Annotated in this window: 17 protein-coding genes; 8 read left to right on the forward strand and 9 right to left on the reverse strand. The window is 47.1% G+C overall.

The genetic code is table 11. The annotated features are described in order from the left end of the window. Nucleotides 1–34 precede the first annotated feature (34 nt). The 4 genes from EHS89_RS15390 to EHS89_RS15405 all read right to left on the reverse strand — a co-directional run bounded on the left by EHS89_RS15390 (nt 35) and on the right by EHS89_RS15405 (nt 3,935). Entirely contained in the window at nt 35–1,210 is a 1,176-nt protein-coding gene (locus tag EHS89_RS15390; protein ID WP_124927051.1) for a pyridoxal-phosphate-dependent aminotransferase family protein, read from the reverse strand. Nucleotides 1,211–1,292: 82 nt separating this feature from the next. After that, on the reverse strand, nt 1,293–2,051 hold the full coding sequence (gene mtnN, locus EHS89_RS15395; RefSeq protein ID WP_124927052.1) for a 5'-methylthioadenosine/S-adenosylhomocysteine nucleosidase: 759 nt from the start codon (nt 2,049–2,051) through the stop codon (nt 1,293–1,295). A gap of 113 nt (nt 2,052–2,164) precedes the next feature. Beyond that, nucleotides 2,165–3,133 carry a thioredoxin family protein gene (locus EHS89_RS15400; protein WP_124927053.1) on the reverse strand — a complete coding sequence of 323 codons (969 nt, stop codon included), beginning with the start codon at nt 3,131–3,133 and terminating at the stop codon, nt 2,165–2,167. A 43-nt stretch (nt 3,134–3,176) separates the two neighbouring features. Next, on the reverse strand, nt 3,177–3,935 hold the full coding sequence (locus EHS89_RS15405; RefSeq protein ID WP_124927054.1) for a pseudouridine synthase: 759 nt from the start codon (nt 3,933–3,935) through the stop codon (nt 3,177–3,179). Nucleotides 3,936–4,128: 193 nt separating this feature from the next. On the opposite strand from EHS89_RS15405, the gene EHS89_RS15410 reads away from it, so the two are divergent. The 8 genes from EHS89_RS15410 to EHS89_RS15445 all read left to right on the forward strand — a co-directional run bounded on the left by EHS89_RS15410 (nt 4,129) and on the right by EHS89_RS15445 (nt 8,615). Continuing rightward, complete coding sequence (locus EHS89_RS15410; protein ID WP_124927055.1) at nt 4,129–4,809, forward strand: Bax inhibitor-1/YccA family protein; 681 nt, start codon at nt 4,129–4,131, stop codon at nt 4,807–4,809. A 100-nt stretch (nt 4,810–4,909) separates the two neighbouring features. Further along, a complete protein-coding gene (gene tusD, locus EHS89_RS15415; RefSeq protein WP_124927056.1) occupies nt 4,910–5,302 on the forward strand; it encodes a sulfurtransferase complex subunit TusD in 393 nt (130 codons plus the stop codon). Next, a complete protein-coding gene (gene tusC / locus EHS89_RS15420; protein WP_229753777.1) occupies nt 5,302–5,673 on the forward strand; it encodes a sulfurtransferase complex subunit TusC in 372 nt (123 codons plus the stop codon). The genes tusD and tusC overlap by 1 nt, the downstream gene beginning before the upstream one ends. A gap of 2 nt (nt 5,674–5,675) precedes the next feature. Continuing rightward, complete coding sequence (gene tusB / locus EHS89_RS15425; protein WP_124927058.1) at nt 5,676–5,969, forward strand: sulfurtransferase complex subunit TusB; 294 nt, start codon at nt 5,676–5,678, stop codon at nt 5,967–5,969. A 1-nt stretch (nt 5,970) separates the two neighbouring features. After that, the gene (locus EHS89_RS15430) at nt 5,971–6,306 is read left to right on the forward strand and encodes a TusE/DsrC/DsvC family sulfur relay protein (protein ID WP_124927059.1); all 336 of its coding nucleotides are present in this window, start codon (nt 5,971–5,973) and stop codon (nt 6,304–6,306) included. Nucleotides 6,307–6,330: 24 nt separating this feature from the next. Then, nucleotides 6,331–7,254 carry an NAD(P)-dependent oxidoreductase gene (locus EHS89_RS15435; RefSeq protein WP_124927060.1) on the forward strand — a complete coding sequence of 308 codons (924 nt, stop codon included), beginning with the start codon at nt 6,331–6,333 and terminating at the stop codon, nt 7,252–7,254. Nucleotides 7,255–7,273: 19 nt separating this feature from the next. After that, nucleotides 7,274–8,059 carry a hydroxypyruvate isomerase gene (hyi, locus tag EHS89_RS15440; protein ID WP_124927061.1) on the forward strand — a complete coding sequence of 262 codons (786 nt, stop codon included), beginning with the start codon at nt 7,274–7,276 and terminating at the stop codon, nt 8,057–8,059. A 4-nt stretch (nt 8,060–8,063) separates the two neighbouring features. Further along, nucleotides 8,064–8,615 carry a chemotaxis protein CheW gene (locus tag EHS89_RS15445; protein WP_124927062.1) on the forward strand — a complete coding sequence of 184 codons (552 nt, stop codon included), beginning with the start codon at nt 8,064–8,066 and terminating at the stop codon, nt 8,613–8,615. 48 nt (nt 8,616–8,663) lie between these two features. Here EHS89_RS15445 and EHS89_RS15450 read toward each other — a convergent pair whose 3' ends face one another. The 5 genes from EHS89_RS15450 to EHS89_RS15470 all read right to left on the reverse strand — a co-directional run bounded on the left by EHS89_RS15450 (nt 8,664) and on the right by EHS89_RS15470 (nt 12,689). Further along, nucleotides 8,664–9,071 (reverse strand): secondary thiamine-phosphate synthase enzyme YjbQ, encoded by a 408-nt coding sequence (locus EHS89_RS15450; RefSeq protein WP_124927063.1) that lies wholly within the window; start codon nt 9,069–9,071, stop codon nt 8,664–8,666. Between the two features lie 253 nt (nt 9,072–9,324). Beyond that, nucleotides 9,325–10,425 (reverse strand): malate dehydrogenase, encoded by a 1,101-nt coding sequence (locus EHS89_RS15455; protein ID WP_124927064.1) that lies wholly within the window; start codon nt 10,423–10,425, stop codon nt 9,325–9,327. A 210-nt stretch (nt 10,426–10,635) separates the two neighbouring features. After that, nucleotides 10,636–11,538 (reverse strand): radical SAM protein, encoded by a 903-nt coding sequence (locus tag EHS89_RS15460; RefSeq protein ID WP_124927065.1) that lies wholly within the window; start codon nt 11,536–11,538, stop codon nt 10,636–10,638. Between the two features lies 1 nt (nt 11,539). Then, nucleotides 11,540–12,319: a TatD family hydrolase gene (locus EHS89_RS15465; protein WP_124927066.1), complete on the reverse strand. Its 780-nt coding sequence runs from the start codon at nt 12,317–12,319 to the stop codon at nt 11,540–11,542. A gap of 19 nt (nt 12,320–12,338) precedes the next feature. Continuing rightward, nucleotides 12,339–12,689 (reverse strand): PilZ domain-containing protein, encoded by a 351-nt coding sequence (locus tag EHS89_RS15470; RefSeq protein ID WP_124927067.1) that lies wholly within the window; start codon nt 12,687–12,689, stop codon nt 12,339–12,341. Nucleotides 12,690–12,724: the final 35 nt, after the last annotated feature.

Genomic DNA, 12,724 nt, shown 5'->3' on the forward strand with positions numbered 1-12,724 from the left:
GCTTTAAGCTCAAGCCTCGCAAGAAGATTATAGATCAGCTATAGGCTGATTCAGCTGCAGCTATCGCTTTTCCGGTTCTAATATCAGCGCCCATTGCAGCAAGCGTATTTTCCAGTGCCGACAGGCACAGTAGTACATTTTGCTTATTGCAGGCAGCCCCCATCAAACCAATACGCCATACCTTACCCGCCAGCGCGCCTAATCCTGCACCAATTTCCAGATTGTAATCTGCCAATAGACGGCGACGAACTTCGGCTTCATCTACACCTGTTGGAATCATAACGGAGTTCAGTTGTGGCAAACGATACTGTTGTTCAACCAGAAAGCCGATACCCATAGCCTCAAGGCCCGCACGCAACGCATTGTGATGCAATTGATGGCGCGCCCAGGCATTTTCCAGACCCTCCTCTTCCAACATAACAAGAGACTCATGAAATGCATAAAGAGAGTTTACCGGAGCGGTGTGATGATACGCACGTTTTGCTCCAGCACCCCAATAACCCATAACCAGTTTCTGATCCAGAAACCAGCTAGGGGTTTTGGTTTCGCGTTTTTCAATTGCTGCAACAGCCTTCTCACTAAAGCTGATCGGCGATATACCCGGTGGGCATGACAGACATTTCTGAGTACCGGAATAGACCGCATCAATACCCCAGCCAGCAACATCCAGCTCACTACCACCCAGCGAGGTTACTGTGTCGACAATCGTCAGTGCACCATTATCACGCGCGATCTGGCAAAGCTGCTTAGCATCAGACATTACGCCAGTAGAGGTTTCAGCATGTACAAATGCCAGCAGCTTTACATCGCTGTTTGCAGCAAAAGCAGCGGTTACCTTAGCCGGATCCACTGGTTTTCCCCAGTCATCTTCGACCATGATGGCTTGACCACCAAAGCGCTCAACATTTTCCTTCATTCGTCCGCCAAACACCCCGTTCTGACAAACAATAACTTTATCGCCTGGTTCTACAAGGTTTACAAAACAGGCTTCCATTCCCGCCGATCCTGGCGCTGAAATAGGCATGGTCAGAGGACTGTCTGTTTTGAAAGCGTATTGCAGCATAGACTTAACTTCATCCATCATGCGGATGAATTCCGGGTCCAGATGGCCGATAGTCGGGCGAGCCATTGCGGCTAAAACTCGCGGGCTCACATCAGAAGGTCCTGGACCCATCAGAGTACGTTGTGGTGGGTGAAAAGAATTAGTCATATTCCGTCGCTCTTTATAGTTATCTTTATTATTGTCTTTATCGTTATTATGTTTCTTAAGTGTTTTTACCGATCAGGTTGAATCAGGCCGCTTCATCAGAAATGGTCTGTACAATGGCCATGACCATTTCAGCGGAGTGCTTAGCAGCAACCACCAGGAATTGTTCAAATGACAGGTTAGATTCTTTACCTGCGATATCGGACAATGCCCGGATAACAATAAATGGGATATCAAACTGGTGGCAGGTTTGAGCAATCGCCGCCGCTTCCATCTCCACCGCTTTCATAGAAGGAAAGTTTTCACGGGTTTTGGCAACCCGCTCAGGGCAATTCATAAATGAGTCCCCGGTAGCGATTAAGCCTTGTACAGTTTTAATGCCCTCCATACGGGCAATACAACGTTCAGCGACATCGGCAAGGAAGTTATCCGGAGTAAAGCCTGCTGGCAAACCAGGCACCTGCCCCGGCTCATAACCAAAGATAGTTACATCAACATCATGATGGCGCACTTCGGTTGAGATCACCACATCACCAACATTCAGATCTTCTGCAAAACCACCGGCAGAACCTGTATTGATAACACAGGTTGGCTCAAACTCTTGCAGCATCAGTGTTGTACCGATAGCAGCATTAACTTTACCAATACCTGATTTCAGCAACACTACATCTACACCATGCATGGTGCCGGTAAATAAGGTGTAACCTGCAATTGTATGTTCCTGACATCCCTCGAGTGTTTGGCTGAGTAGTTCTACTTCCTCATCCATCGCCCCAATAATGCCGATTTTAAGTTGACCTGACTGCGCAGCCAGACGCTGAGAAAAAGAGGTGTTATTGCTCATTCAGGGTGGTCCTGTCGCGAAAATAAAAAATACCAAATAATGTAGCGTAGGATACGCCGTTTAGGGCTGCGGACAATAGACAGAAAGCATAAAAAAACAGTTTTGAATCATATTTATTGCAAAATCTGAACCTTGTAACCCTTACTGCGTAATCTATCACCACGTTCGTTTATAAAACGCTGAAATTCAGGTTGCCTCAGGTAAGCCTTAGTGGCCACGTATTCCAGTGCACTATTAAAATGGAACGCCCTGACAAACGAATTTATTGTTAACCGTTGCTGGCCTTTTTTATCTGTCAGAAGCCAGGCAGGCATATAAGAGATGCCGAGTCTGGCGGCCCAGGCAGCCGCATTGATTCGCTCACCCCCGGGTAGAATGACAACAGGGTTATCTGTCAGATTTAGTCGTACATGCCGATACTGACTCAATAGCTCCCGGGTATCCTGGCGATTCAGGATCTGAGCTCCAAATTGCTGGCAATGGGAGCAATCAGCGCTAAAAAACTCAACGGCAGTCGCGCTATCTTGTCTTAAATCGATAACCTCTAACCCTTCAGCCAGAATGCTTTTCGTTGCAGAAGGCTGAAGCAGCGTGGTTATCTGGCTAAGAAAACTTGTTGGGGGATGGTAACCATCCATCCTTAATTGAGGAGTGCCCTGGTTATCCAGAAAGATAAGCGTTGGGGTGTACTGAACCTTCAACTTAACAGCCAGCTGCTTCTCTGTTAATTCAGATCCGTCGGGCAGCGTTACGGTTTTATCTCCCCACAGATCAAAGGCTATCAGATCAAAATGCTGCTGCATTAACTGGTTAACCTGTGGATCAGTGAATACCTGAGTCACCAGGTTATAACAGTAGGGACATCCAGCCTGATGGAAATAAAGTACCAGCCGATGCTGTGAGCTTTGTGCTTCTGCAAGGTCATCTGCCAGATCGAGAAAACTATCCTTGAACCATTCGGGCTGCGGAATCTGCTGGCCTTTATCAAGCGTCAGCATTTTATGATCAGCAAATGCTGTTTGAAATAGCATCAATCCCATAGCGATGATTGAAAGCCTTATACCCGGAAATTGCCTAATCATTTCTATTGCTCCATCTACCTGTGTCTATACAGTGTGGAGAACTTCAGGATTCCTGCAAGTCAGTATGGACAGGGGCGGGATATAGCCCTTGCCATCCCAGTTGTGTAAAAAGCTGATCTACCCATGGCGTTACCGGTGCTTCAATGACAATCTGCTCATGGGTAAAGGGGTGTTGAAATTCCAGCTTGCTGGCCATCAGCAACAGTCTCTCAAGTCCAAACTCATCGCGGAACAGCGTATTATGGCGACCATCACCATGCTTGGTATCACCTACTAATGGGTGAAAGATATGCTTAAGGTGGCGGCGTATCTGATGTTTCCGGCCGGTCTTAGGTTTAACCTCTACCAGTGAGTATCGGGCGCTATCATAACGTCCGACGGCAATAGGCAGCTCAACCGTACCTAAGCGACGAAATTCGCTGACTGCATCTTTAGGGGGTTTATTCGGGTCGGCTCTTTTATCGGCGACTTTATCCAGAATCTCTTTAAGCGGGTGATCAATAACTCCCTCTTCCGGCGTATAACCCCGACAGACGCAGTGATAAGTTTTCTTAATCTGACGTTCGGCAAAACACAGGTTAAGCTTATGTGCAGCTTCTGAGGACTTAGCAAAGATAAGTACACCGGAAGTGGGGCGATCAAGACGGTGAACGGTATAAGCTTTAATGCCTAACTGTTCCCGAATTAATGCGATCGCATTAGGTGCGCGACGCTCGATTGGGCTGGGGTGAACCAGTAAGCCTGAAGGCTTATCGATTGCAAAGTAGTGTTCGTCTTCAAACAGAATGTTAATGCTGTACATCAGATACTTTTGAAACCAGATAAAGAGGAGACGCAGCTTAACACTGTTTATTTTTATTTCCTATGAACCTGAACCAGTATTGCCGGTCCAAGCTCTATCGGGTTGATTTGGGTTGAATTCCTGAATAAAAGCTATATATATAGTAACAACGAATTTTATTGGCGATTAAAGCCTTATATTTCAGAGGGATAAAATGCGTAATATTGATACTATGACGGTCCGTTCAGAACCATCAATTCTGGCGACTAACAAGGTGATTCGTAACACCTACATGCTACTGGCCATGACACTGGTGTTCAGTGCCGTTACCGCCGGTATCTCCATGATCATGAATCCGCCGATGATTCTGGCAATAGGCGCACTTATTGTTGGCATGATCTTATCGTTCGTCATCGCTAAAAAGCAGAACAGTGCTGCTGCGCTGCCGCTGGTTTTCGCTTTTACCGGACTGTTCGGCTTTGCTCTTGGCCCTATTCTCAATAACTACCTGGCAATGGCCAATGGTGGTCAGATCATTATGACTGCGATGGGCATGACGGCTGCAACTTTCCTGGGCCTCTCAGCTTATGTTCTGACCAGTAAGAAAGACTTCAGCTTCATGGGTGGTTTCCTGGCTGCGGGCATGATGATGGCGCTGGTGGCTATGGTAATACTACTAGTACTGCCATTCTTCGGTATTCATATTCCTGCACTGAACCTGGCGTTTTCTGCTGTTATCGTTCTGTTGATGTCAGGCTTCATCATTTATGACACCAGCAACATTGTTAACGGTACTTACACTAACTACATCATGGCGACAGTAGGTCTCTATACCAGTATCTTTAACCTGTTTATTCACCTGCTAAGCCTGGTGGGTTTCCTGAACGACGACTAATCACTGAAAGTCATTGTTTCAGATACTGAAAAGCAAACACAAAGCCCTGCAATCCTGATAAGATTGCAGGGCTTTTTTAGTTATATAGAATCAATATATTATGATCTTTTCTATCGTAATTACCGGCGCTCCCTACAGCTCGCAAGCCTCTGACAGCGCCCTGCGTTATTGCCAAAGCCTTTTGAACCTGGGCCATAGCATTCACCGGGTATTTTTTTACGCCGATGGAGTGCACAGTGGCTCATCATTGGCCGCCCCCCCACAGGATGAATCAAACATTCCAGCTCAGTGGGCTGAACTGGCAAAAAATCATGAACTGGATCTGGTGGTGTGTATAGCGGCAGCTGTGCGTCGTGGCATTATCGATGCGGATGAAGCCCGCCGTTATGAAAAGTCCGCTGACAACCTGGCTCAACCATTTGCGTTGTCTGGCTTAGGTCAGCTGGTGGAAGCGGGTATCGTTTCTGATCGTATAGTTACTTTTGGAGCCTGATGATGAGTGAAAACAAGAAGTCATTCCTGATCATCAACCGTAAAGCCCCTTATGGTAGTAGTGCCGCTCGGGATGCTTTAGATGTTGCCCTGACTATCTCTGTATTTGAGCAGCCATTGAGCTTACTCTTTCTGGATGATGCTGTGCTTCAGTTACTGCCATCACACAAGCCTGACCAGATCGGCCAGAAAAATCTGTCGGCTAATCTGGCGATGCTGGAGATGTACGATATTGATCAGCTGTATGTCAGCAGGACTTCGCTTGAACAACGAGGTATTAACCCCGATACAATTCAACTGAAAATTAAGCCATTAACTGAGCCTGAAATAGCCCTGTTAATTAAGCAGCACGACCAGGTACTGAGTTTCTGATTATGACTTTACACACCATAAACAAAACACCGGCTGAAAGCGGTGCATTAAAGGACTGTCTTAGCGCCCTGAGTGAAGGTGATGCGCTGATTCTTATTGAGAATGCTGTTTATGCTGCGATGCCGGCTTATGCAGAACTATTTACCCGCCTGCCCGGCTCTGTTCAGGGTTACCTGCTTGATGCTGATGCCCAGGCCCGTGGATTACAGGATCTCAACCCCGACTTCAGAGTTATCGATTACGATGGCTTTGTTGAACTGAGCTGTCGTTACCAGAAAGTGGTGAGTTGGTTCTGATATGGATGTAATTATTATTGATGGCCAGACTGTTGAACAGGACCCGGAAGGTTATCTCAGAAAACTGACAGACTGGCAGCCTGTTGTCGCGGAACACCTCGCCCGGCAGGAAGGGATTGAGTTGAGTGAAGCGCACTGGGAGATATTGAACCTGTTGCGGGATTTCTATCAAGAATATGAGATGTCCCCCGCCATGCGTCCTCTGGTTAAAGCTGTAGCCGCTAAACTGGGGCCGGATAAAGGTAAGAGCATCTATCTGATGTCCCTGTTCCCGGGCAGCCCACCCAAACTTGCCAGTAAAATAGCCGGCCTGCCAAAACCTACTAATTGTCTTTGAAGATATCAAATTAAAGGTATTGATATGAAGATTGCTTTTCTCGGTATCGGCCTGATGGGTAAACCTATGGCGATCAATCTGCTACAGGCAGGATTTGACGTTATCGCATGGAACCGCACTGCTGCAAAAGCTCAAGCCCTGAAAGCAGCAGGTGCGCAAACTGCAGCGACAACTCAACAGGCGATCAGTCAGGCAGATATTATCATCACTATGCTTGAAAACGGTCCAATCGTTGACGAGGTCCTGTTTCAACAGACTGACAGCAGTTCTTTTAAGCCCGGCAGCATTGTGATTGATATGAGTTCAATTCCTCCAGACATGGCCAAACAACACGGTCAACGCTTTAAGGATCTTTCGGTTGGCTATCTTGACGCGCCGGTATCCGGAGGCACAGTGGGCGCAGAACAGGCCTCTCTGTCAATAATGGCGGGCGGAGACAGGGCTGATTTCGACCGATGCCAGACGATCTTCAATGCAATGGGAAAATCGACCTACATCGGTCCAACAGGGGCTGGCCAATTGGCAAAATGCGCTAACCAGGCGATCGTTGGTATTACTATCGGTGCGGTTTCTGAAGCGTTGTTACTAGCCGCTGAAGGCGGCGCCGATCCTGTTGCGGTCAGAGAAGCATTAATGGGCGGCTTTGCCAGCAGCCGAATTCTGGATCTGCATGGCCAGCGTATGATTGACCGTCAATTCAATCCTGGCGCTACCTCAAGAGTTCAGCTGAAGGATCTGCGCACGATTCTGGACACTGCAAGCAATCAGAACCTGACACTACCATTAGCCCAGTGTACTTATGAGCAATATCAGGAGCTGGTCAATAAGGGCTATGAAGAGGTCGATCATAGCGGCCTGCTGCTTCAGCTGGAAATGCTCAACAATGATAAACGCCTGAATGATAAGGCTACCAGTTGCCCTTATCCCGATTTTGATGGCCCGAACTAAGATTTAACGAGTAAGAATAATGCCTGATTTTGCAGTCAATCTAAGCATGCTGTTTACCGAGTTACCGTTCGTCGAGCGCTTTTCTGCAGCGGCCGCCGCGGGCTTTAAAAAGGTAGAAGTACAGTTTCCCTATGAGTTACCTATTGAGCAGATCAGTGCTGAACTTGAGAAAAATTGTCAGCAGCTGGTACTGCTCAATGCCCCTGCCGGAAATTGGGCCGGTGGCGAACGTGGTATCGCCTGCCATCCTGACAGAAGCGAAGAGTTTCGCCAGGGACTAGATCGGGCTATTTGTTATGCAGCTGGCCTTAAGTGCAAACAAATCAATATCTTATCCGGCATATCTCCGGTTAATTATAGCCATGAAGAAATAGAACCAACATTTATTAATAACCTCAGATACGCAGCCGAAAAGCTCGAGTCTGCAGGCATTCAGTTGTTAGCTGAGGCGATCAATACTCAGGATATCCCTGGCTTCTTTCTCAACAATAGTCAGCAGGCATTTATTCTGTTTGACCAGGTAGGCCACCCCAATCTGAAGCTGCAGTACGATATTTACCATATGCAGATTATGGAAGGAAACCTGATTACGACATTGCAAAACAACCTTGACCGAATAGGTCATATTCAGTTTGCCGATGTACCCGGACGGCATGAGCCTCAAACTGGGGAGTTAAACTTCAGCAACATCTTTCAAGCTTTGGACGATATGGGATATTCTGGCCTAACAAGCCTTGAGTACACTCCTGCAAGCTCATCACTGGAGAGTCTCAACTGGATGAAACACAGAGAATCAGACGGGTAAACGAATGAGCCTTGAAGCAGCAGCACAACAACTTCAGCAAATTCAGGCTGAGCTTAAATCCGAAAGTATTGCCGGAGTAAAGCAAAACAATGATAGCCAGGAGATTTTCCGTCAGTGGGCGACGTTTTCTATCGCGGATGAGCAGTATGCTATCGATGTAATGCAGGTAAAAGAAGTACTTCGTTTTACCGATATCACCCCGGTACCTGGTGCACCTGATGGTGTACTCGGCATCATTAACCTTCGTGGTAATGTCGTTACTGTTATCAGCTCACGCAGTTTGTTTGGTATGCAATCCAGTGAGATCGATAACAACACCCGCATTGTGGTTGTAGAGTTCGACGAACAGGAAACCATCGGCATCCTGGTTGATGGTGTATCTGAAGTGCTAACCCTGCCTGAAAGTGAAACAGACCGCGCGCCAGGCGTTATGCGAGATGATGTGACCAAGCAGTTCGTACAGGGTGTGTGCTACCGTGAAGAGCAGCTAATCATCCTTCTGGATCTTGAAAAGATGCTAACCCGCTTTAAATTAGTCGAAGATGAAAGCAATTAAACAAACACTCGGTTTTCAGCCTACTGTTTAGCCCTGCCCGCTTCTGCTTTAGCCACCCAAATGGCACACAATGCGACGCTGTTGTTTTGCGTGCCGATGCTCCCAACAAAACACACCTTGCCAGGTTCCTAATGCCAGCCGCCCATCGATAACCGGAATGGACAGCGTTGTCGATGTGAGTGCCGCTTTGATATGCGCTGGCATATCATCAGCTCCTTCCAATGTGTGGGTATACAGAGGATCACCTTCGACAACAAGGCGATTTAACCAGCGTTCCAGATCATACTGAGCGCTAGGATCGGCATTCTCCTGGATCGTCATACTTGCACTGGTATGTTGAATCAACAGGCTACACAGCCCCTCTGACAAGCCGCTGCGGGATACCAGGTGCTGCAGTTCAGTGGTGAATTCATATAACCCCTGCCCGCGGGTATTAACTTTAATTATTTCAATCATGGCGATAGACCGCTGGTAAAGATGTAGGGAAGTAGCTCAGCGTAATGTTTAAAAAAACTGCCAGTGATTATTGACTGTACGATTGCTAACGGCAATGTTTTCTATCATTGTGACAGACCGCAACGGGATACAAAACACCGATGATTCAGTGTAAATTAATTCAATCTCTGGTTTTGGGTATTGGCTGCCATAATCATAAAAAAGCCCCGCTCAAATTTACCTTTGGCGGGGCTGATTGACAGGCTATTAACCTTTAGAGTACCCGATTGTTACTCATAAACTTACTTTCCTGGCTAGGGCCGGTTCCATCAGCGTACAAGGTTACGCCAGATTTCAGACAGATAGACAGATTCGTATGGGATTCTTCGGTTTCTTCAGGCAGTAGTGATTCAACTACGCCCTTCTCTTCCAGCAGTTCAAGCTCTGTTGCAGTCAGTTTTTGGCGACTAAACTCACCAACATCCAGACCCTGTACAATCTGGTACCGACCATAGTTACAACGTACCGGGAATGAGAAGAAGATCCCTTTCTGGATGCCATAGCTACCGTCGCTCAGAATGCCCATACTGACTATTTCGCCAGGCTCAGTACCCAGGCACCAGTTATTCATCTGATCAACGATCGCCTGAGCGGCAGAGGCTGCGCTGGACAGTCCACGTGCATTGATGATCTCACTACCGCGCTGCTGAACCCGTGGAATAAATTCATCACGATACCAGCTGGTATCGATCTGCCCCATCGCAGGCTGACCAAAAACAGTGGCATGGTGCAGGTCAGGATACTGAGTAGGAGAATGATTACCCCAGATAACAATATTCTTAATGTCTCGGGCTGTAACGCCGCATTGGCTGGCCAGCATACCTTTAGCCCGGTTATGATCCAGACGGGTCAGGCACGTGAACTGAGAAGGACTCAGATCAGGTGCATTACGACTGGCTATCAGCGCATTGGTATTAGCCGGGTTACCGGTTACCAGTACTTTAACGTCGCGGTTGGCGAAATCATTTAGCGCCTTACCCTGCCGAGAGAAAATTTCCGCATTAACTTCCATCAGATCCCGACGTTCCATGCCAGGGCCTCGTGGGCGTGCACCTACTAATAATGCGTAGTGGCAGTTAGAAAAGCCTTCCTCAACATTATCATGAAGCGTAATAGTGTGTAGCAAAGGATAAGCGCAATCTTCAAGCTCCATGGCCACTCCGCGAAGAGCATTCATGGCATCTGGAATCTCAATCAGCTGTAGAATAACAGGCTGATCTTTCCCCATCATTTCACCTGCGGCGATTTTAAAAAGCAGATTGTAACTTATTGCACCTGCAGCACCCGTAACAGCAATTCGAACTGGCCTTCTCATTATTATTACCTTTAGTTATATACGCACTTATACTTATAATCATACAAAAGTATAAAGCAACAAAATAACAATGTAACTAGGTCCTTTGACGGAATTGTTACCACACTTTGGTATTTAGTATGAATATGTCGTTATCAGACTATTAAAAGCGATGAACATCTGACAATCAGTAAACTTTCTCTTGCGGGATTGAAGATCCCGCAAATAAGCTTAAAAAGACCGGGCACTGTTACTACGCAGAAAAACCTTGTCAGGAGCGTGAATGGCTTTGTGCAGTTGCTGCAACATTGAATCAAGATCACGGTTCAAAACACCCTTAAGTACCAGGTAGTTAGAAGCATGGTCACTCCGGAAAATAGTTTTTTCCAGTTGGAGATTAGACAGGAATAGCTCCATCTCCTGAAATAGCTGAATCTGATTCAGTGGCGTGAAATCCCCCCCATACCCTTCTACCAGGCGCTCAGAGCCATTACGAAAGAACAGAACCAGTGTAGCCAGATATTCTGGCTGTACTTCATTTATCAGGCGCGCCGAATTAAGAGCGTGCTGCTTGCTGAAGCGGGTACCGCCTATGCCATTAATCAACATGACCGAAGTTTTAATACCGGCCTGACGGGCTTTTAACAGGGCATCCCGCGTTGATTCATAGGTCTCACCTTTATTAATACACTTCAAAACCTCATCATCACCGCTCTCAGCGCCTACATATATGAGACTCAGACCTAATGAATGCAACTCCTGCAGTTGCTCAACGGTCTTATTCTGAAGATTTGAAGGAAGCGCATAAGCTGATACCCGGGTTACCGAAGGCAGATACTGCCGGATCGCTTCAAGAATAGCTTTAAGACGCTTAAACGAGAGCACCATGGCATCACCGTCACCCAGGAATACCCGGCGAACACCATTAAGCTGCTCACTGCAGCGAATGATTTCCTGTAAAACCTGATCCTGCTGTTTAGGCTTAAATTTTTTCTGCGGATCGGTATACATCTCGCAATAGGTACAGTAATTCCTGCTACAACCATTGGTTACCTGCAGAATCAGAGAGTTCGCTTCGCTGGGTGGGCGATAAACCGGTTCAATGTAGTCTACTGGCGGGTATTGATAATGCATTTTATATTACCGCTTTATTAAATAGGCGATCAAAGTTAGCACTGGTCACTTCAGCGACCTGCTCAACGCTAACCCCTTTGATATCGGCTACACACTGGGCCACTTCGACTACATATTGCGGCTCATTGGGCTTACCCCGGTAAGGTACCGGGGTTAGATAAGGCGCATCGGTTTCAATTAGCAGGTTTTCAAGTGGAACCTGTCTGACAACTTCACGTAGCTCTGCAGCATTACGAAACGTAATGATACCGGAAAAAGAGATCATGTAATTGAGATCCAGTGCTTGCTTAGCCATCTCCCAGGTTTCAGTAAAGCAGTGTAAAACACCACCGACATCAGTATCAGCATGTTGCTTTAATATCCGGATAGTATCTTCACGGGCATCCCGGGTATGAACGATAACCGGCAGACCTGACTGCGCCGACGCCTGGAGGTGGTGAATAAAGCTGTCCTGTTGCGCAGCAATAGTCTCTTTTTGATAAAAGTAATCGAGACCTGTTTCTCCCAGTGCTACCACTTTCGGGGCTTTTGCCAGTGCTAACAGTTCAGATACCTCAGGCACGCCCTGATCAACATGTAGCGGATGAACGCCTACCGAAGCAAATACATTAGGGTAGTTCTCAATACTACGAAACATCGTTGGTAGCTGTTGCAGATCTATCGCAACACATAGCATACGGGATACGTTTCGTTCTGCAGCGGCATCAAGCACGGGTTGTAACTGGTTATTACGGGTAGACAGGTCCAGCCTGTCCAGGTGACAGTGAGAATCAACAAACATCTGAGGAGGTAACTCTGAATTACATAGTATTAGTACGACGGCCGGAATTCAGCATAGTCGCAACATAAGTTTCGATCTTAGTCACTAAGGTGGCATCTTCCTGAGACAGCTGTATGCCTATACCCGGGATTCTGCCACCTTGTGCTGCGCGAGGCGTAACCCAGATCACCTTACCGGTGACCGGAATTTTATCATCCTCTTCAATCAGGCTGAGGAGCATAAATACCTCTTCACCCAACTGATAAGTACGGGTCGTGGGTATAAACAGTCCGCCATTTTTAACATAAGGCATGTACGATTTATAGAGATCTTCCTTCGTCTCTATTGCCAGGGAAAGTATTCCGTGGCTCATGCGTGGCACAACTGACATTGGCTATCCTGCCTCCCTCGATTCGTATGCTATAA

The organism is Amphritea balenae, from assembly GCF_003858655.1.
Lineage (GTDB): Bacteria > Pseudomonadota > Gammaproteobacteria > Pseudomonadales > Balneatricaceae > Amphritea > Amphritea balenae.